This is a genomic window from Pseudomonas sp. 01L34, from assembly GCF_056400265.1.
This window is the reverse complement of sequence record NZ_JBFTSX010000003.1, coordinates 404447-420881: the sequence shown is the minus strand read 5'-3', so window position 1 is coordinate 420881 and position 16435 is coordinate 404447. Positions and strand designations below refer to the sequence as shown.

15 protein-coding genes are annotated in these 16435 nt (G+C 60.3%); 7 read left to right on the top strand and 8 right to left on the bottom strand.

What is annotated here, in order from left to right:
• Nucleotides 1-34 precede the first annotated feature (34 nt).
• The 3 genes from rho to AC1DQM_RS10480 form a co-directional block, all read right to left on the bottom strand.
• Nucleotides 35-1294, bottom strand: coding sequence for a transcription termination factor Rho (gene rho, locus AC1DQM_RS10490; RefSeq protein WP_007899384.1), 1260 nt, complete (start codon nt 1292-1294; stop codon nt 35-37).
• Between the two features lie 247 nt (nt 1295-1541).
• Complete coding sequence (gene trxA / locus AC1DQM_RS10485) at nt 1542-1871, bottom strand: thioredoxin TrxA (RefSeq protein ID WP_003206727.1); 330 nt, start codon at nt 1869-1871, stop codon at nt 1542-1544.
• A gap of 120 nt (nt 1872-1991) precedes the next feature.
• Nucleotides 1992-2699: a FadR/GntR family transcriptional regulator gene (locus AC1DQM_RS10480; RefSeq protein WP_018927569.1), complete on the bottom strand. Its 708-nt coding sequence runs from the start codon at nt 2697-2699 to the stop codon at nt 1992-1994.
• Nucleotides 2700-2956: 257 nt separating this feature from the next.
• On the opposite strand from AC1DQM_RS10480, the gene AC1DQM_RS10475 reads away from it, so the two are divergent.
• The 5 genes from AC1DQM_RS10475 to ppx all read left to right on the top strand — a co-directional run bounded on the left by AC1DQM_RS10475 (nt 2957) and on the right by ppx (nt 7545).
• Nucleotides 2957-3742: a transporter substrate-binding domain-containing protein gene (locus AC1DQM_RS10475; RefSeq protein ID WP_028939126.1), complete on the top strand. Its 786-nt coding sequence runs from the start codon at nt 2957-2959 to the stop codon at nt 3740-3742.
• A 22-nt stretch (nt 3743-3764) separates the two neighbouring features.
• On the top strand, nt 3765-4445 hold the full coding sequence (locus tag AC1DQM_RS10470; RefSeq protein WP_019580523.1) for an amino acid ABC transporter permease: 681 nt from the start codon (nt 3765-3767) through the stop codon (nt 4443-4445).
• On the top strand, nt 4442-5092 hold the full coding sequence (locus AC1DQM_RS10465) for an amino acid ABC transporter permease (protein ID WP_007899375.1): 651 nt from the start codon (nt 4442-4444) through the stop codon (nt 5090-5092). The genes AC1DQM_RS10470 and AC1DQM_RS10465 overlap by 4 nt, the downstream gene beginning before the upstream one ends.
• Complete coding sequence (locus tag AC1DQM_RS10460) at nt 5079-5816, top strand: amino acid ABC transporter ATP-binding protein (protein ID WP_018927566.1); 738 nt, start codon at nt 5079-5081, stop codon at nt 5814-5816. Before AC1DQM_RS10465 ends, AC1DQM_RS10460 begins: the two co-directional genes overlap by 14 nt.
• Before the next feature lie 226 nt (nt 5817-6042).
• Nucleotides 6043-7545, top strand: coding sequence for an exopolyphosphatase (gene ppx, locus AC1DQM_RS10455; RefSeq protein WP_258612826.1), 1503 nt, complete (start codon nt 6043-6045; stop codon nt 7543-7545).
• Nucleotides 7546-7726: 181 nt separating this feature from the next.
• Here the strand turns inward: ppx and ppk1 are convergent, their stop codons facing one another.
• Together ppk1 and hemB are read right to left on the bottom strand one after the other, a co-directional pair.
• Nucleotides 7727-9949: a polyphosphate kinase 1 gene (ppk1, locus tag AC1DQM_RS10450; RefSeq protein WP_018927564.1), complete on the bottom strand. Its 2223-nt coding sequence runs from the start codon at nt 9947-9949 to the stop codon at nt 7727-7729.
• A gap of 18 nt (nt 9950-9967) precedes the next feature.
• Nucleotides 9968-10981 carry a porphobilinogen synthase gene (hemB, locus tag AC1DQM_RS10445; RefSeq protein WP_019580521.1) on the bottom strand — a complete coding sequence of 338 codons (1014 nt, stop codon included), beginning with the start codon at nt 10979-10981 and terminating at the stop codon, nt 9968-9970.
• A gap of 208 nt (nt 10982-11189) precedes the next feature.
• Here hemB and AC1DQM_RS10440 point away from each other — a divergent pair, with 208 nt between their 5' ends.
• Nucleotides 11190-11822, top strand: a complete 633-nt coding sequence (locus tag AC1DQM_RS10440) for a DedA family protein (RefSeq protein WP_064621046.1) — start codon at nt 11190-11192, stop codon at nt 11820-11822.
• Here the strand turns inward: AC1DQM_RS10440 and AC1DQM_RS10435 are convergent.
• Nucleotides 11803-13038, bottom strand: a complete 1236-nt coding sequence (locus tag AC1DQM_RS10435) for a sterol desaturase family protein (RefSeq protein WP_477746134.1) — start codon at nt 13036-13038, stop codon at nt 11803-11805. The genes AC1DQM_RS10440 and AC1DQM_RS10435 overlap by 20 nt on opposite strands.
• A 114-nt stretch (nt 13039-13152) precedes the next feature.
• Between AC1DQM_RS10435 and elbB the strand changes: the two genes are divergently transcribed.
• On the top strand, nt 13153-13821 hold the full coding sequence (gene elbB / locus AC1DQM_RS10430; protein WP_064621048.1) for an isoprenoid biosynthesis glyoxalase ElbB: 669 nt from the start codon (nt 13153-13155) through the stop codon (nt 13819-13821).
• 49 nt (nt 13822-13870) lie between these two features.
• On the opposite strand, the gene AC1DQM_RS10425 is transcribed toward elbB, so the two are convergent.
• Nucleotides 13871-14326: a YaiI/YqxD family protein gene (locus AC1DQM_RS10425; protein ID WP_064621049.1), complete on the bottom strand. Its 456-nt coding sequence runs from the start codon at nt 14324-14326 to the stop codon at nt 13871-13873.
• A 106-nt stretch (nt 14327-14432) separates the two neighbouring features.
• Nucleotides 14433-16331, bottom strand: a complete 1899-nt coding sequence (locus AC1DQM_RS10420) for an FTR1 family protein (protein WP_477746133.1) — start codon at nt 16329-16331, stop codon at nt 14433-14435.
• Nucleotides 16332-16435 lie beyond the last annotated feature (104 nt).

The following is a 16435-nucleotide window of genomic DNA, read 5'->3' as shown; positions in this document are numbered from 1 at the left end:
AGCCGGGTTTCCCCGGCTTTTTGGCCTGTTCGATTTACTTGCGCTTCATCGACAGGAAGAACTCGTCGTTGGTCTTGGTCTGTTTCAGCTTGTCGACCAGGAACTCGATGGCAGAGACTTCATCCATCGGGTGCAGCAGTTTGCGCAGGATCCACATACGCTGCAGTTCGTCGTCGGCTGTCAGCAACTCTTCGCGGCGAGTACCGGAGCGGTTGATGTTGATGGCCGGGAACACACGCTTTTCGGCGATCTTGCGATCCAGAGGCAGTTCCATGTTGCCGGTGCCTTTGAATTCTTCGTAGATCACTTCGTCCATCTTCGAACCGGTTTCAACCAGCGCGGTAGCGATAATGGTCAACGAGCCGCCTTCTTCGATGTTCCGTGCAGCACCGAAGAAACGTTTCGGTTTCTCCAGGGCGTGGGCATCGACACCACCGGTCAGCACCTTGCCGGAGCTCGGGATCACGGTGTTGTAGGCACGCGCCAGACGGGTGATGGAGTCGAGCAGAATCACCACGTCCTTCTTGTGCTCGACCAGACGCTTGGCCTTCTCGATCACCATTTCAGCAACCTGCACGTGGCGGGTTGGCGGCTCGTCGAACGTCGAGGCAACCACTTCGCCGCGCACGGTGCGCTGCATTTCGGTCACTTCTTCCGGACGCTCGTCGATCAACAGCACGATCAGGTGAACTTCAGGATTGTTACGCGCGATGTTTGCCGCGATGTTCTGCAGCATGATCGTTTTACCGGCTTTCGGCGGAGCAACGATCAGGCCGCGCTGGCCTTTGCCGATCGGGGCGCACAGGTCGATGACACGACCGGTCAAGTCTTCGGTGGAACCGTTACCGGCTTCCATCTTCATGCGCACGGTCGGGAACAGCGGGGTCAGGTTCTCGAAGAGAATCTTGTTTTTCGCGTTCTCGGGACGATCGTAGTTGATCGTGTCGACCTTGAGCAGCGCGAAATACCGCTCGCCTTCCTTCGGAGGACGGATCTTGCCAACGATGGTGTCACCGGTGCGCAAGTTGAAGCGACGGATCTGGCTCGGCGAGACGTAGATATCGTCCGGGCCGGCGAGATAGGAAGCGTCAGCGGAGCGCAGGAAGCCGAAGCCGTCCTGGAGAATCTCCAGCACGCCATCACCGGAGATTTCCTCGCCGCTTTTAGCGTGCTTTTTGAGCAGGGAGAAAATCACGTCCTGCTTGCGCGAACGGGCCATATTTTCTATGCCCATCTGTTCGGCCAATTCGAGCAGTTCGGTAATCGGCTTTTGCTTGAGTTCAGTCAGATTCATATAGGAATGACGTAATCATTTATGGAGGGGGGAAATTAAGCTTTTGGCTTAATGAGGCCGCGCCGCAGAGAAGGCGACAGGATCGCGTACTTATTCGAAAAGGAGTGCGTCGGCGACGGCTAGCAGGGGGCAGTGGAGAAACCAGTGCGGGGCCGAATGTACCACCTGAGTTTCGGAGCGTCTAGCCCTCAATAACGAAAAGGCCCCGCATAATGCGGGGCCTTTTCATGACGCTTTATAACAACGCTTAGATGTTGGCGTCGAGGAAAGCGGCCAATTGCGACTTCGAAAGCGCACCGACCTTGGTGGCTTCGACGTTGCCGTTCTTGAACAGCATCAGCGTCGGGATACCACGCACGCCATGCTTGGCCGGGGTTTCCTGGTTCTCGTCGATGTTCAGTTTGGCAACGGTCAGCTTGCCTTTGTAGGTCTCGGCAATTTCGTCCAGGACAGGAGCGATCATTTTGCAAGGGCCGCACCACTCAGCCCAGTAGTCGACCAGTACAGCGCCTTCGGCCTTGAGTACGTCGGCCTCGAAGCTAGCGTCGCTAACGTGTTTGATAAGATCGCTGCTCATGGAAGTCTCCAGGTTGTAAGCAAAAAAACGTGGCCCATCATAGCTGCCCTTCCCCCATTCAGGAAGCCGCAGATGATTGAGTCTCGCTATGGTGGCCCATGAATTTGGGTATAGCTCAAGTCACGAGGTGGCGGGAGCGACGAAGGCAATCCCGGTGCGCAGGGCGGCGTTGCGCACATGCTCCTGCATAGCCTTCTGTGCGGCGCCGGACGATCGGCGCGCCAGTGCACGGAGGATTTTACGGTGTTCCTGCCAGGTTTCCATGGCCCGTTCGGCCCGGATGAACGGTAGCTTCTGGCTCTCCAGAAAGATGTCGGCGCTGGCTGTCAGGATGCTCAGCATCGCCTGATTGCCGCTGGCCAGGAGGATGCGCCGGTGAAACTCGAAGTCCAGTCGCGCCGCTGCATCGAAGTTGGCGGCACGCAGTTCGTTACGCATGGCGGCGACGTTGTCTTCCAGGGCATCGAGATCCTCGGTGCTCAGGGTCACGGCCGCCAAACCCGAGGCAAAACCCTCCAGCGCATAGCGCAACTGGAAGATGTCCAGCGGCGATGCCTGGGCCGCGAATGGCCAGCCCGGCACCGCCTCGCCCCGGGGCAGATCGACCGGTGACTGCACGAACACGCCCTTGCCAGGCTGGATGCTGATCACGCCCAGCGCACTCAGGGACGACAACGCCTCGCGCAACGACGCCCGGCTGACCCCCAATTGCACCGCCAGGTCCCGTTGCGAGGGCAAGGCATCACCCGGCCCGAAACCTTGCTCGGTGATCAGTTTGCGGATGGCTTGCAGCGCCACTTCAGGTACTGCGCGGGAGATCGAGTTCATGGTTTCTTCAGACGAACCAGGCCAATGAGCGGCTAGTTGTAAAGCTATTCGCGACGTCCGGCAAGTCGTGCCCCATGGGGGTTCGGGAGTTTTCACGATTGCGCCATCAAGGTGCGAAATGCCATCCAACTGTTCAGACCAGTAAGACCGAGAAACACCAGCAAAACCGTGGCCTGCAACCCCTGAAACCGAATCTTGGCATGGCCCGTGCTCTGTCGATCCGCAGAAATCACTTCCCGCCGATCCGGAGATTTGCCATGACCCAGCGTTACAGCGCCCTCCTCGCCGCCCTGTTTGCCAGCCTGATGCTGAGCCAGGCACCTGCCCACGCCGACGGTCTGGAGGATGTGGTCAAACGCGGCACCCTCAAAGTCGCCGTGCCCCAGGACTTCCCGCCGTTCGGTTCGGTCGGCCCGGACATGAAACCGCGCGGCCTCGACATCGACACCGCCAAACTGCTGGCCGACCAACTCAAGGTCAAACTCGAACTGACCCCGGTCAACAGCACCAACCGCATCCCGTTCCTGACCACCGGCAAGGTCGACCTGGTGATTTCCAGCCTCGGCAAGAACCCTGAACGCGAGAAAGTCATCGATTTCTCCCGTGCCTACGCGCCGTTCTACCTCGCCGTGTTCGGTCCGCCAGACGCCGCCATCAAGGGTTTGGACGATCTCAAGGGCAAAACCATCAGCGTCACCCGTGGCGCCATCGAAGACATTGAGCTGACCAAAGTCGCCCCGGAAGGCGTGACCATCAAACGCTTCGAAGACAACAACTCGACCATCGCCGCCTACCTCGCGGGCCAGGTCGACCTGATCGCCAGCGGCAACGTGGTGATGGTGGCCATCAGCGAGAAAAGCCCGAAACGCGTACCGGCCCTGAAAGTGAAGCTCAAGGACTCGCCGGTGTACGTCGGTGTGAACAAGAACGAGCCGGCGTTGCTGGACAAGGTCAATCAGATCCTCACCACCGCCAAGGCTGACGGTGCGCTGGAAAAGAACTCGCAAACCTGGTTGAAAGAACCGCTGCCGGCCGATCTCTGATCGTTCGCTCGGGAGACGACTTATGGCTTATCAGTTCGATTTCTTGCCGGTGGTGGAAAACACCGACCTGCTGCTGCGCGGTGCGTTGTTCACCCTTGAGCTGACGGCCGTTGGCGCAGTGTTCGGGGTCGCTCTGGGCATCATCGGCGCACTGGTGCGGGCGTGGAACATCCGCCCGTTCGCCGGCATTTTCGGGGTCTACGTCGAATTGATCCGCAACACACCCTTTCTGGTGCAGTTGTTTTTCATCTTCTTCGGTTTGCCGTCGCTGGGCCTGCAGATTTCCGAATGGCAGGCGGCGGTGCTGGCGATGGTGATCAACCTGGGCGCCTATTCGACCGAGATCATCCGCGCCGGCATTCAAGCGATCCCCCGCGGGCAACTGGAAGCCGCAGCCGCCCTGGCAATGTCGCGTTTCGAAGCCTTCCGCCACGTGGTTCTGCTGCCGGCACTGGGCAAGGTCTGGCCGGCCCTGAGCAGCCAGATCATCATCGTCATGCTCGGCTCGGCGGTCTGTTCGCAGATCGCCACCGAAGAGCTGAGTTTCGCCGCCAACTTCATTCAGTCGCGCAACTTTCGCGCCTTTGAAACCTACGCCCTGACCACGCTGCTCTACCTGTGCATGGCGCTGCTGATCCGCCAATTGCTGAACTGGATCGGCCGCCGCTACCTGTCCAAAAGCAGTGCAAGGAGCAGCCAATGAGCGATTTCACCTTCTGGGACATCCTGCGCAACCTGCTCACGGGCCTGCAATGGACGCTGGCATTGTCGCTGGTGGCGTTTATCGGTGGCGGGCTGATCGGTTTGCTGATCATGGTGATGCGGATTTCTAAGAAATCCCTGCCCAGCCACTTCGCCCGCACCTACATCGAATTGTTCCAGGGCACGCCGCTGTTGATGCAGCTGTTTCTGGTGTTCTTCGGTGTGGCCTTGGCCGGTGTGGAAATTTCACCGTGGATGGCGGCGGCGATTGCCTTGACACTGTTCACCAGCGCCTACCTGGCGGAGATCTGGCGCGGTTGCGTCGACTCGATCCCCAATGGCCAGTGGGAAGCCTCATCGAGCCTGGCGCTCAACCCGCTGGAGCAATTGCGTTACGTGATCCTGCCACAAGCACTGCGCATCGCCGTGGCGCCGACCGTGGGCTTCTCGGTGCAAGTGGTCAAGGGCACCGCCGTCACCTCGATCATCGGCTTCACCGAACTGACCAAGACCGGCGGCATGCTCGCCAACGCGACCTTCGAACCCTTCATGGTCTACGGCCTCGTCGCCCTCGGTTACTTCCTGCTCTGCTACCCCTTGTCCCTCAGTGCGCGCTACCTGGAAAGGAGACTGCATGCCTCTGCTTAGAATTTCCGCCCTGCATAAATATTACGGCGACCACCATGTACTCAAAGGCATCGATCTGAGTATCGAGGAAGGCCAGGTGGTGGCGATCATCGGTCGCAGCGGCTCGGGCAAGTCCACCTTGCTGCGCACCCTCAATGGTCTGGAATCGATCAATGACGGCGTGATCGAAGTCGACGGCGAATACCTCGACGCCGCCCGCGCCGACCTGCGCAGCCTGCGGCAGAAAGTCGGGATGGTGTTCCAGCAGTTCAACCTGTTCCCGCACCTGACCGTCGGCGAAAACGTCATGCTTGCGCCACAAGTGGTGCAGAAAGTGCCGAAAGCCAAAGCCACCGAGCTGGCGCGACAGATGCTGGAACGGGTCGGGCTGGGCGAGAAATTCGACGCCTTCCCGGATCGACTCTCTGGCGGCCAGCAACAGCGGGTGGCGATCGCCCGGGCGCTGGCCATGTCGCCGAAAGTCTTGCTGTGCGACGAAATCACCTCGGCCTTGGACCCGGAACTGGTCAATGAAGTGTTGAGCGTGGTCCGGCAACTGGCCAGGGAAGGTATGACATTGATCATGGTCACCCATGAGATGCGTTTTGCCCGGGAGGTGGGCGACAAATTGGTGTTCATGCACCAGGGCAAGGTGCATGAGGTGGGAGATCCGAAGGTGTTGTTTGCCAATCCGCAGACGGCGGAGCTGGCGAACTTCATTGGGACCGTGGAGGCGGCGGGCTGACACCCCTGTGGCGAGGGGGCTTGCCCCCGTTGGGCTACGAAGTAGCCCCAAAACCTTTCACATCAACTCCAAATAGACCGCGCATGCAGGTTTTACGACTGCTGCGCAGCCGAACGGGGGCAAGCCCCCTCGCCACAGGGTTGGATCAAGGCTTTCAACTCTGCGCGTTGGCGCGAGCGTTTGATCGTGGCAGGATGTCGAGGTTATCGACCGAGACCCCCTGACCATGCCGCTATCCCAAGTCAAGAATCTGTCCCTGATCGCCGCAATCGACCTGGGCTCCAACAGCTTTCACATGGTCGTGGCCAAGGCCCAGAACGGCGAAATCCGGATTCTCGAGCGTCTCGGGGAGAAGGTTCAGCTGGCCGCCGGCATCGACGAAGAGCGTCAACTCAGCGAAGAATCAATGCAACGCGGGCTCGATTGCCTGAAGCGCTTCGCCCAACTGATCAGCGGTATGCCGCCCGGCACCGTGCGGATCGTCGGCACCAACGCCCTGCGCGAAGCCCGTAACCGCGGAGAGTTCATCCATCGGGCTGAAGAAATCCTCGGCCATCCGGTAGAAGTCATCTCCGGCCGTGAAGAAGCGCGCCTGATTTACCTCGGCGTCTCCCACACCCTCGCCGACACCCCGGGCAAACGCCTGGTGGCCGACATCGGCGGCGGCAGTACCGAATTCATCATCGGGCAGAGATTCGAGCCATTGTTGCGCGAAAGCCTGCAAATGGGTTGCGTCAGCTACACCCAACGCTATTTCAAGGACGGCAAGATCACCCCGGCCCGCTACGCCCAGGCGTACACCGCGGCGCGGCTGGAGATCATGAGCATCGAACACGCCCTGCACCGCCTGACCTGGGATGAAGCCATCGGCTCCTCGGGCACCATTCGCGCCATTGGCCTGGCACTGAAGGCCGGCGGACATGGCACTGGCGAGGTGAACGCCGAAGGCTTGGCCTGGCTCAAGCGCAAGCTGATCAAGCTCGGTGATGTCGAGAAAATCGACTTCGAAGGCATCAAGCCCGACCGCCGGGCGATCTTTCCCGCCGGGCTGGCGATTCTCGAAGCGATCTTCGATGCCCTCGAACTGCAACGCATGGACCACTGTGAAGGCGCCCTGCGCGAAGGCGTGCTCTATGACCTGCTGGGCCGTCATCATCACGAAGATGTCCGTGAGCGCACGCTCAGCTCGCTGATGGAGCGCTACCACGTCGACCTGGAGCAAGCCGCGCGGGTCGAACGCAAGGCGCTGCATGCCTTCGATCAAGTGGCCGCGGACTGGGACCTGGACGACGGTGTCTGGCGCGAACTGCTGAGCTGGGCGGCCAAGGTCCACGAAGTGGGCCTGGACATCGCGCACTATCAGTACCACAAACACGGCGCCTATCTGATCGAGCACTCGGACCTGGCCGGATTCTCCCGCGAAGACCAACTGATGCTCGCGCTACTGGTGCGTGGCCACCGTCGCAATATTCCCAAGGACAGGTTTGCCGATTTTGGCGACGACGGCATCAAGCTGATTCGCCTGTGCGTGCTGCTGCGCTTCGCGATTCTGTTCCACCACATCCGTGGCACCCAGGAAATGCCACAGGTCGTGCTGCACGCCAACGGCGACAGCCTGGATGTGTTATTCCCGGAACATTGGCTGGATGACAACCAGTTGACCCAGGCCGACTTCGCCCTGGAAGCCGAATGGCTGACCCGCGTCAGCTTCGTGCTGAACGTTCGCTAAAAAACCGAAAATGGTCGCCGAACACGGTCCTGTAGGAGCCGGCTTGCTGGCGAAGGCGTCCTTGAAATGGATGCATGACTTGAAAGCCATTCGCTGGCAAGCCAGCTCCTACAAGGGACGGTGGTGGAAATGAAAATGGCGATCCACATGGATCGCCATTTCTTATCGCTCAAGGTTTGCGTTAACGCACCGCCAGAATCGGGCTGCCCAAACGCTCCAGCAAGGTGGCCTGGGCGCTGCGCGGGTTCTGGTTGCCGGTCGGTGTATTACGGACGTAGCGACCGTCCGACTGCAGGCTCCAGCTGTGGGTGTTGTCGGTAAGATAAAGCTCCAGCTCTTTCTTGACCCGCAAAATCAGCTTCTTGCCCTCGACCGGGAAGCAAGTCTCGACGCGCTTGTCGAGGTTGCGTTCCATCCAGTCGGCACTGGACAGGAACATCTGCTCTTCACCGCCATTGAGGAAGTAGAAGACCCGGGTGTGTTCCAGGAAACGACCGATGATCGAACGTACGTGGATGTTGTGCGATACCCCGGCGATGCCCGGTCGCAGGCAGCACATGCCGCGCACCACCAGATCGATGCGTACCCCGGACTGGCTGGCCTTGTACAACGCGCGGATGACCTTTGGATCGGTCAGCGAGTTGAACTTGGCGATGATGTGCGCCGGTTTGCCGTCGAGGGCGAATTGCGTCTCCCGGGCAATCATGTCGAGCATGCCCTTCTTCAACGTGAACGGCGCGTGCAGCAGTTTTTTCATGCGCAGGGTTTTACCCATGCCGATCAACTGGCTGAACAGTTTGCCGACGTCTTCGCACAAGGCATCGTCGGAGGTCAGCAGGCTGTAGTCGGTGTACAGACGGGCGTTGGCCGCGTGGTAGTTGCCGGTACCCAAGTGAGCGTAGCGAACAATCTCGCCGGCTTCGCGACGCAGAATCAGCATCATCTTGGCGTGGGTCTTGAAGCCGACCACGCCGTAAATCACCACGGCGCCGGCCGCCTGCAGACGGCTGGCCAGCTGCAGGTTGGATTCTTCATCGAACCGCGCGCGCAATTCGATCACCGCCGTCACTTCCTTGCCGTTACGCGCCGCATCCACCAGCGCATCGACGATCTCCGAGTTGGCGCCGCTGCGATACAACGTCTGGCGAACCGCCAACACGTGTGGATCCTTGGCCGCCTGACGCAGCAAGTCGACCACCGGGGTGAAGGACTCGAACGGGTGCAGAAGCAAGATGTCCTGCTTGCTGATCACGCTGAAAATGTTCTCGCTGTTCTGCAGCAGTTTCGGGATCTGCGGGGTGAACGGCGTGTATTGCAGCTCCGGATGACTGTCCAGGCCGGTGATGCTGAACAGCCGGGTCAGGTTGACCGGACCATTGACCTGATACAGCTCGGTCTCCTGCAGGTTGAACTGCTTGAGCAGGTAATCGGACAGGTGTTTCGGGCAGGTGTCGGCCACTTCCAGCCGCACCGCATCACCATAGCGACGGGAGAACAACTCGCCGCGCAGGGCGCGGGCCAGGTCTTCCACGTCTTCGGTATCGACCGCGAGGTCGGCGTTCCGGGTCAGGCGGAACTGGTAGCAGCCCTTGACCTTCATGCCCTGGAACAGGTCGTCGGCGTGCGCGTGGATCATCGACGACAGGAATACATAGTTGTCACCCGGGCCGCCGACTTCTTCCGGCACCTTGATGATCCGCGGCAGCAGACGCGGCGCCGGGATGATCGCCAGGCCGGAATCGCGACCGAAGGCGTCGATGCCTTCGAGCTCGACGATGAAGTTCAGGCTCTTGTTCACCAGCAACGGGAACGGGTGCGTCGGGTCGAGGCCGATCGGGGTGATGATCGGCGCGATCTCGTCGCGGAAATAACGGCGGACCCAAGTCTTGAGCTTGGTAGTCCAGTAACGACGACGGATGAAGCGGACCTGATGTTTTTCCAGTTCCGGTAACAGAATGTCGTTGAGAATCGCGTATTGGCGGTCGACGTGACCGTGCACCAATTCGCTGATGCGAGCCAGGGCCTGATGCGGTTGCAGGCCATCGGCGCCAGCCTGTTCACGGGCGAAGGTGATCTGCTTCTTCAGGCCGGCCACACGAATCTCGAAGAACTCGTCCAGGTTGCTGGAGAAGATCAGCAGAAACTTCAGCCGCTCCAGCAATGGGTAGGACTCATCCAGCGCCTGTTCCAGCACGCGGATGTTGAACTGCAGTTGCGAGAGCTCGCGATGGATGTACAGGCTGCTGTCATCCAGACCGGGAATGGCAATCGCTGGCGCCGCCACAACGGGCTCGGCCACCACCGCAGGTGGAGCGGGCTCCAGCTCCGGCGGAGTTTCAGCGATTTGCTCCACCACAGGTTGAGCGTCTTTTACGGCAACTTCAGTGAGTCCTTCGGTATTCATCGAATGTTCCTGGGAGGGCTATTTTTGCTCTCGTAACAATTGAGCAGCACGGACGGCAAAGTAAGTCAGGATGCCATCTGCGCCTGCACGTTTAAAAGCGGTCAGGGATTCGAGGATAACCCCTTCGCTCAACCAGCCATTCTGGATCGCCGCCATGTGCATGGCGTATTCGCCGCTGACCTGATACACAAAGGTCGGCACTTTGAACGCTTCCTTGACCCGATAAAGAATATCCAGATACGGCATGCCTGGCTTGACCATGACCATGTCTGCGCCTTCTGACAAGTCGGCCGCCACTTCGTGCAGGGCTTCGTTGCTGTTGGCCGGGTCCATCTGATAGGAGGCCTTGTTGGCCTTGCCCAGGTTCAACGCCGAACCCACCGCATCGCGGAACGGGCCGTAGTAGGCACTGGCGTACTTGGCCGAGTAGGCCATGATCCGCACATTAACGTGCCCCGCCAGCTCCAGCGCTTCGCGGATCGCCTGAATGCGGCCGTCCATCATGTCTGACGGAGCCACCACTTGAGCGCCGGCTTCGGCGTGGGACAAAGCCTGCTTAACCAGTGCGTCGACGGTAATGTCGTTCTGCACGTAGCCTTCTTCGTCGAGGATGCCGTCTTGCCCATGAGTGGTGAACGGGTCCAGGGCGACGTCGGTGATCACACCCAGCTCCGGGAACTGCGCACGCAGAGCGCGGGTAGCGCGCTGGGCGATGCCGTTGGGGTTCCAGGCTTCGGCGGCATCCAGTGACTTGAGTTCCGGTGGCGTCACCGGGAACAGTGCCAGCGCCGGAATTCCCAGCTCGACCCATTTGGCAGCCTCTTCCAGCAACAGATCGATGGTCAGGCGTTCGACGCCCGGCATCGATGCCACTGCTTCGCGACGGTTTTCACCGTCCAGCACGAATACCGGCAGGATCAGGTCATCGACGGTCAGTACGTTTTCACGGACCAGACGACGCGAAAAATCATCACGACGGTTGCGACGCAGGCGGGTTGCAGGAAACAAACGGTTGGCGGGGGTAAAGCTCACGGCAGACTCCTGAGCCCGCGCTGGCGGGCGAGCGTGACAGTTATAAGCGGCCATTATGACCAACGTATGACAGTTGTGTGCACCCCTGTGACAGGTAGCCGCATTCCATTGTCCTTGTAGGAAATGTTCACGTCGAGACACATTTGGACACTTTCATGAATGTGCACGAAGGGTTAGGCTGCGCGTTCATTTCGCCAGCACCCAGACAATGCTCCAACAATTCCTACATGACTTCGGCTACTTTGCCCTGTTCCTCGGCACGTTTTTCGAAGGCGAAACCATTCTGGTACTCGCAGGCTTCCTCGCGTTCCGTGGGTACATGGACATCAACCTGGTGGTGGTCGTGGCGTTCTTCGGCAGTTATGCCGGCGATCAGCTGTGGTACTTCCTGGGGCGCAAGCACGGGCGCAAATTGCTGGCGCGCAAACCGCGCTGGCAATTGATGGGCGATCGGGCACTGGAACATATCCGCAAGCACCCGGACATCTGGGTGCTGAGCTTCCGTTTTGTCTATGGTTTGCGCACCGTGATGCCGGTGGCGATCGGTCTGTCGGGCTATCCGCCGGGACGCTATCTGCTGCTCAACGGGATTGGCGCGGCCATCTGGGCTGCGGCGCTGGCAGCGGCTGCGTATCACTTCGGCGCGGTGCTCGAAGGTATGCTGGGCAGTGTCAAGAAGTACGAGCTGTGGGTGCTGGGCGCCCTGCTGGTCCTGGGCTTTGTCCTGTGGCTGCGGCGACGCTTCAAGAATGCCCGCTTGGCGAAAAAGATCTACGCCGATGAGCAGGCACTGAAAGCCGAACAGGCCAAGTCCAACGAACCTACGACGCCCATCGAGTGACGCGGTTTCTACAGCAGTAGAGACCGATGCCGCTGAGCAGGCTGTAACTGAGCAGCACCACCCAGCCCACCGCGCTGCCCGACCATAGCCCGACCATCGGTGCCAGCCACACCAGCGGCAGGTTCGACACCAGCCGCAACAGCTCCAGCTTCAACGCCTGCGGGCGATTCTCCAGGGCTGCGCCCAACACGAACAACCCCAACGCCACGGCGCCCCAACCCAATACCAGGGCTGCGGTCGGCAGGCTCTGCTCCAAATTCATCAAGTAACTGCCCAAGGCGATGTAGACGCAGAACTGCAGCGCCACATACCACTGCTGACGTCCCTCCAGCGGCACCTCGAATTTGCGGAACTGAGCCAGGTCCGGCTTGTTCATCGGGTATTTGGCCGCCACGTCCGCCGGCCGCCAACCGGTGCGCATGAACCAGATCCGCAGCTTGTCCCACCAGCGCTCGGCGCGCCGGGCGTCATCCCACAACTGCGCGTAAAACTGCACGTTCGCCCACAACGGATTCCAGCTCGCCAGCGGCGTGGTCACGCCGAATATCACCGGCTCGTTATCGTCCTCTTCCTGGAACGAGCCGAACAGACGGTCCCAAATAATGAACACCCCGCCGTAGTTGCGATCCATGTAGCGAGCGTTCTGTGCATGGTGAGCCCGATGATTGGACGGCGTGACGAAGAACCACTCGAACCAGCCAAGCTTGGGAATATGCCGGGTATGCACCCAGAACTGGTACAGCAGGTTCAACGCCGCAACGCTGACGAACACCAGCAGCGGCACGCCGAGCACGGCCAGGGGCAGGTAGAAAATCCAGCTCAACAGAAACCCGGTGCTGGTCTGGCGCAGGGCCGTGGAGAGGTTGTAGTCCTCGCTCTGGTGATGCACCGAATGCGCGGCCCAGAGGATGTTGCGCTCATGGCCCATCCGGTGCAGCCAGTAGTAGCAGAAGTCGTAGAAGACGAATGCAAACACCCAGACCCAGACACTGTCGGCCGACAGCTCGATCAAGGCCAGATGTTCCAGGGCGAAGGCATAAGTGACCAGGCCGACACCTTTGGTCAACAGGCCCGTGGTAGTCGACAATACGCCGGTGCTGAGGCTGTTGATCGCGTCTGCCACGCGGTAATTGCTCACCCCGCGCCAACGGTCGGCCAACAACTCGACCGCAATCAGCACAAAGAAAAACGGCACCGCATACAGAATGAAGTTCATGACGCGACCTGATCGGAATCGTTCAGCAGAGATTAGGTGTAGCCGCGAATTAACCCTATGGCAACGAGTGACAAATTAGTGGACATTTAACGCCATGAATCTGGAGAAAAGCCCATGAGCAAAAAAATTGCAGTGATCCTTTCCGGCTGTGGCGTGTACGACGGCGCCGAGATCCACGAAAGCGTGATCACCCTGCTGCGGCTGGACCAGCGCGGTGCCCAGGTGCAGTGCTTCGCCCCCAACATCGCGCAGTTGCATGTGATCAACCACCTGACTGGCGAAGAAATGCCCGAATCGCGCAACGTGCTGGTGGAATCGGCGCGTATCGCCCGGGGCAACATCAAGGATATCCGTGAAGCGGACGTCGAAGACTTCGACGCGCTGATCGTTCCCGGCGGTTTCGGGGCGGCCAAGAACCTGTCGAACTTTGCCGTCGAAGGTGCCGGCTGCAGCGTTCAACCTGACGTCCTCGCCTTGACCGAAGCGTTCGCCGAGGCTGGCAAACCGGTGGGGCTGATCTGCATCTCGCCGGCCCTGGCGGCAAAAATCTACGGCCCGGGCGTGACCTGCACCATCGGCAACGATGCCGATACCGCCGCCGCGATGAACAAGATGGGCGCCACCCACGCCGAGTGCGCAGTGACCGACATTGTCGAAGACAAGGCGCGCAAGCTGGTGAGCACGCCGGCGTACATGCTCGCGCAATCGATCAGCGAAGCCGCTTCCGGCATCAACAAATTGGTCGACCGCGTACTGGAACTGACCCACGAAAACGACGAGTAACACTCGTGATTGTTCCCACTCCGCGTGGGAACGATCATTACCGTCTTGCTCAAGCTTTACGCGACAACCGGGTCAATATCCGGTCCAGCGCATTGGCGAACGCCTGTTTCTCGCGCTCGCCGAACGGCGCCGGGCCGCCGCTCATCTGCCCCTGCTCGCGCAAGTCGGTGAACAGGTTACGCACCGCGAGTCGATCGCCCATGTTCTGCGCATCGAACTCCTTACCCCGCGGATCCAGCGCCGCAACGCCGTTCTTCACCAGCCGATCCGCCAGCGGCACATCGCTGCAAATCACCAACTCCCCCGGCACCGCGTGTTCCACCAGGTAATCGTCGGCGGCATCCGGGCCGCTGGGCACCACGATCAGTTTCACCAGCGCAAGGCCCGGCTTGATCTGCGGCTGACCGGCCACCAGTACCACTTCGAACTGGCGCTTGAGGGCGAACTTCACCACTAGATCCTTGGCTGCCCGAGGGCAGGCGTCGGCATCGATCCATACGCGCATTGGATTTCCTCTATTGAAAAGCATCGCGGGCAAGCCCGCTCCCATAAGGTTAGCGCTGAACCTGTGGGAGCGGGCTTGCCCGCGAATATGAGCGCAGCGAATGCTTTTAAGAAGCCGGCAACTGCCGCTTCTCGGCCATCCGGCTGCGACTGTACAGCACGATGATCGCAATGATCGCCACAGCCTGGGCACTCAGCGAATACGCGTCAGCGTGGATCCCCAACCAGTCGAAGTCAAAGAACGGTACCGGCCGCGTGCCGAAGACCCCGGCTTCCTGCAACGCCTTCACGCCATGGCCGGCAAACACCACCGACAACGCGCACAGCAATCCGGCATTGATGCCGAAGAACAGTGCCAGCGGCAGCTTTGCCGAGCCGCGCAGAATCACCCAGGCCAGACCGACCAGCATAACCAGCGCCGTCGCGCCGCCAGCCATTACGGCGTTATGCCCCGCAGGCCCCGCCTGCAACCACAAGGTTTCGTAAAACAGGATCACTTCGAACAGTTCGCGATACACCGAGAAGAACGCCAGGATCGCAAACCCGAAACGCCCACCGCCGCTCACCAGGCTGCTCTTGATGTAATCCTGCCAGGCCGCTGCGTGGCGACGGTCGTGCATCCATACACCGAGCCAGAGCACCATGACACTGGCAAACAGCGCAGTGGCCCCTTCCAGCAGCTCACGCTGGGCCCCGCTGACGTCAATCACATACGCCGCCACCGCCCAGGTCGCCAGCCCGGCCAACAGCGCCAGGCCCCAACCGATGTTGACGCTGCGCACCGCCGATTGCTGGCCGGTATTGCGCAGGAACGCGAGGACCGCCGCGAGCACCAGAATGGCTTCCAGACCTTCTCGCAACAGAATCAACAGACCGGAAATGTAGCTCAGCGACCAGCTCAAGCCGTCGCTACCGAGCAGGCCAGCGGATTCTTTCAGCTTGGCCTTGGCCACTTCCAGACGTTGCTCGACCTGGGCCACTGGCAAGCCGTCCTGCAACGACTGACGGTAAGCCATCAGGGACTTTTCAGTGTCTTTGCGTACGTTGGCGTCGACGTTGTCCAGAGAGCTTTCAACCAGTTCGAAGCCTTCCAGGTACGCCGCCACCGACAGGTCGTAGGCCTGATCGTGCTCGCCAGCGCGATAGGCGGCGATACTCTTGTCCAGCGTGGCCGCCGTGTATTCAAGCAATTGCCCCGGGCCACGCTTGACCTGCGGCGGTTGCGCTCGTTGCGCGCGGAAGGTCGCGGCCGCTTGCGGACCTTCGACGGCCTGCACTTCGGCTGGCGTCTGACGCGCCAGGTCGGCGATGTTATAGGTTTTTTCGGATTTTGCCGCGGCCGGATCGGCGCTGAAGCCGGCGATGTAGGTCGCCAGGTCCCAACGCTGACGATCATCCAGCTGATCGGCGAAGGCCGGCATGTCAGTACCTTCGACGCCCATACCCAGCGTGTTGTAAAGCGCGTAGAGGCTCAGACGGTCCAGTCGCGCGGCATCGCGCAGATTGGTCGGCGGTGGCGTCATGCCGACACCTGCCGGGCCGTCACCGATGCCCGTATCGCCATGGCACACCGAGCATTGCTGGGCATACAGCGGCGCGCCGCGGGTCGGGTCCGGGGTAATGACCGGAGCCTGGCTGACTTCATAGGTCACCGCCAGTTTTGCCCCCAGTTGCCGCGCCTGACGGGTGACGTCCGCGCCGGCCTTGCGAGCGGCGATCGCGGTGCGCAGACCGTTGACGCCCTGCTCCAGTTCGGCACGCTGGGGTTTGGCCGGCAAATCGGCGATCAACCCTTGCAGCTCCCCCAGGAATGTCTGCTGTTCGAGATACTCAGCCTCATCAATAACCTTGCCTCCCTCGACCGCCGTCGGGTAATCGGCGGCAATGTAATCGAGCAAATGCAAGGCCTTGGGCGCACCCTCCGCGGTTTCGGCCAGCGCATTGAAGCTGCAGAACGCGATCATCGGCAGCACGAGCCACGCCAGAAAACGAGAGGAGCCAGTCATGAATAAATCTCAAATGGAAATACGAAGTAACACATTGTTCACTTCCAATGAGTTTCGCTCAAGCTTTGTTGGTATTTCCCGCATAACGGCGTGTACATTGGGCG

Coding starts and splice junctions, on each gene's coding strand:
- elbB (WP_064621048.1), top strand. CDS start 13,153: ATGAGCAAAAAAATTGCAGTGATCCTTTCCGGCTGTGGCGTGTACGAC.
- AC1DQM_RS10425 (WP_064621049.1), bottom strand. CDS start 14,326: ATGCGCGTATGGATCGATGCCGACGCCTGCCCTCGGGCAGCCAAGGAT.
- AC1DQM_RS10465 (WP_007899375.1), top strand. CDS start 4,442: ATGAGCGATTTCACCTTCTGGGACATCCTGCGCAACCTGCTCACGGGC.
- AC1DQM_RS10480 (WP_018927569.1), bottom strand. CDS start 2,699: ATGAACTCGATCTCCCGCGCAGTACCTGAAGTGGCGCTGCAAGCCATC.
- AC1DQM_RS10435 (WP_477746134.1), bottom strand. CDS start 13,038: ATGAACTTCATTCTGTATGCGGTGCCGTTTTTCTTTGTGCTGATTGCG.
- ppx (WP_258612826.1), top strand. CDS start 6,043: ATGCCGCTATCCCAAGTCAAGAATCTGTCCCTGATCGCCGCAATCGAC.
- AC1DQM_RS10470 (WP_019580523.1), top strand. CDS start 3,765: ATGGCTTATCAGTTCGATTTCTTGCCGGTGGTGGAAAACACCGACCTG.
- ppk1 (WP_018927564.1), bottom strand. CDS start 9,949: ATGAATACCGAAGGACTCACTGAAGTTGCCGTAAAAGACGCTCAACCT.
- AC1DQM_RS10420 (WP_477746133.1), bottom strand. CDS start 16,331: ATGACTGGCTCCTCTCGTTTTCTGGCGTGGCTCGTGCTGCCGATGATC.
- trxA (WP_003206727.1), bottom strand. CDS start 1,871: ATGAGCAGCGATCTTATCAAACACGTTAGCGACGCTAGCTTCGAGGCC.
- rho (WP_007899384.1), bottom strand. CDS start 1,294: ATGAATCTGACTGAACTCAAGCAAAAGCCGATTACCGAACTGCTCGAA.
- AC1DQM_RS10475 (WP_028939126.1), top strand. CDS start 2,957: ATGACCCAGCGTTACAGCGCCCTCCTCGCCGCCCTGTTTGCCAGCCTG.
- AC1DQM_RS10460 (WP_018927566.1), top strand. CDS start 5,079: ATGCCTCTGCTTAGAATTTCCGCCCTGCATAAATATTACGGCGACCAC.
- AC1DQM_RS10440 (WP_064621046.1), top strand. CDS start 11,190: ATGCTCCAACAATTCCTACATGACTTCGGCTACTTTGCCCTGTTCCTC.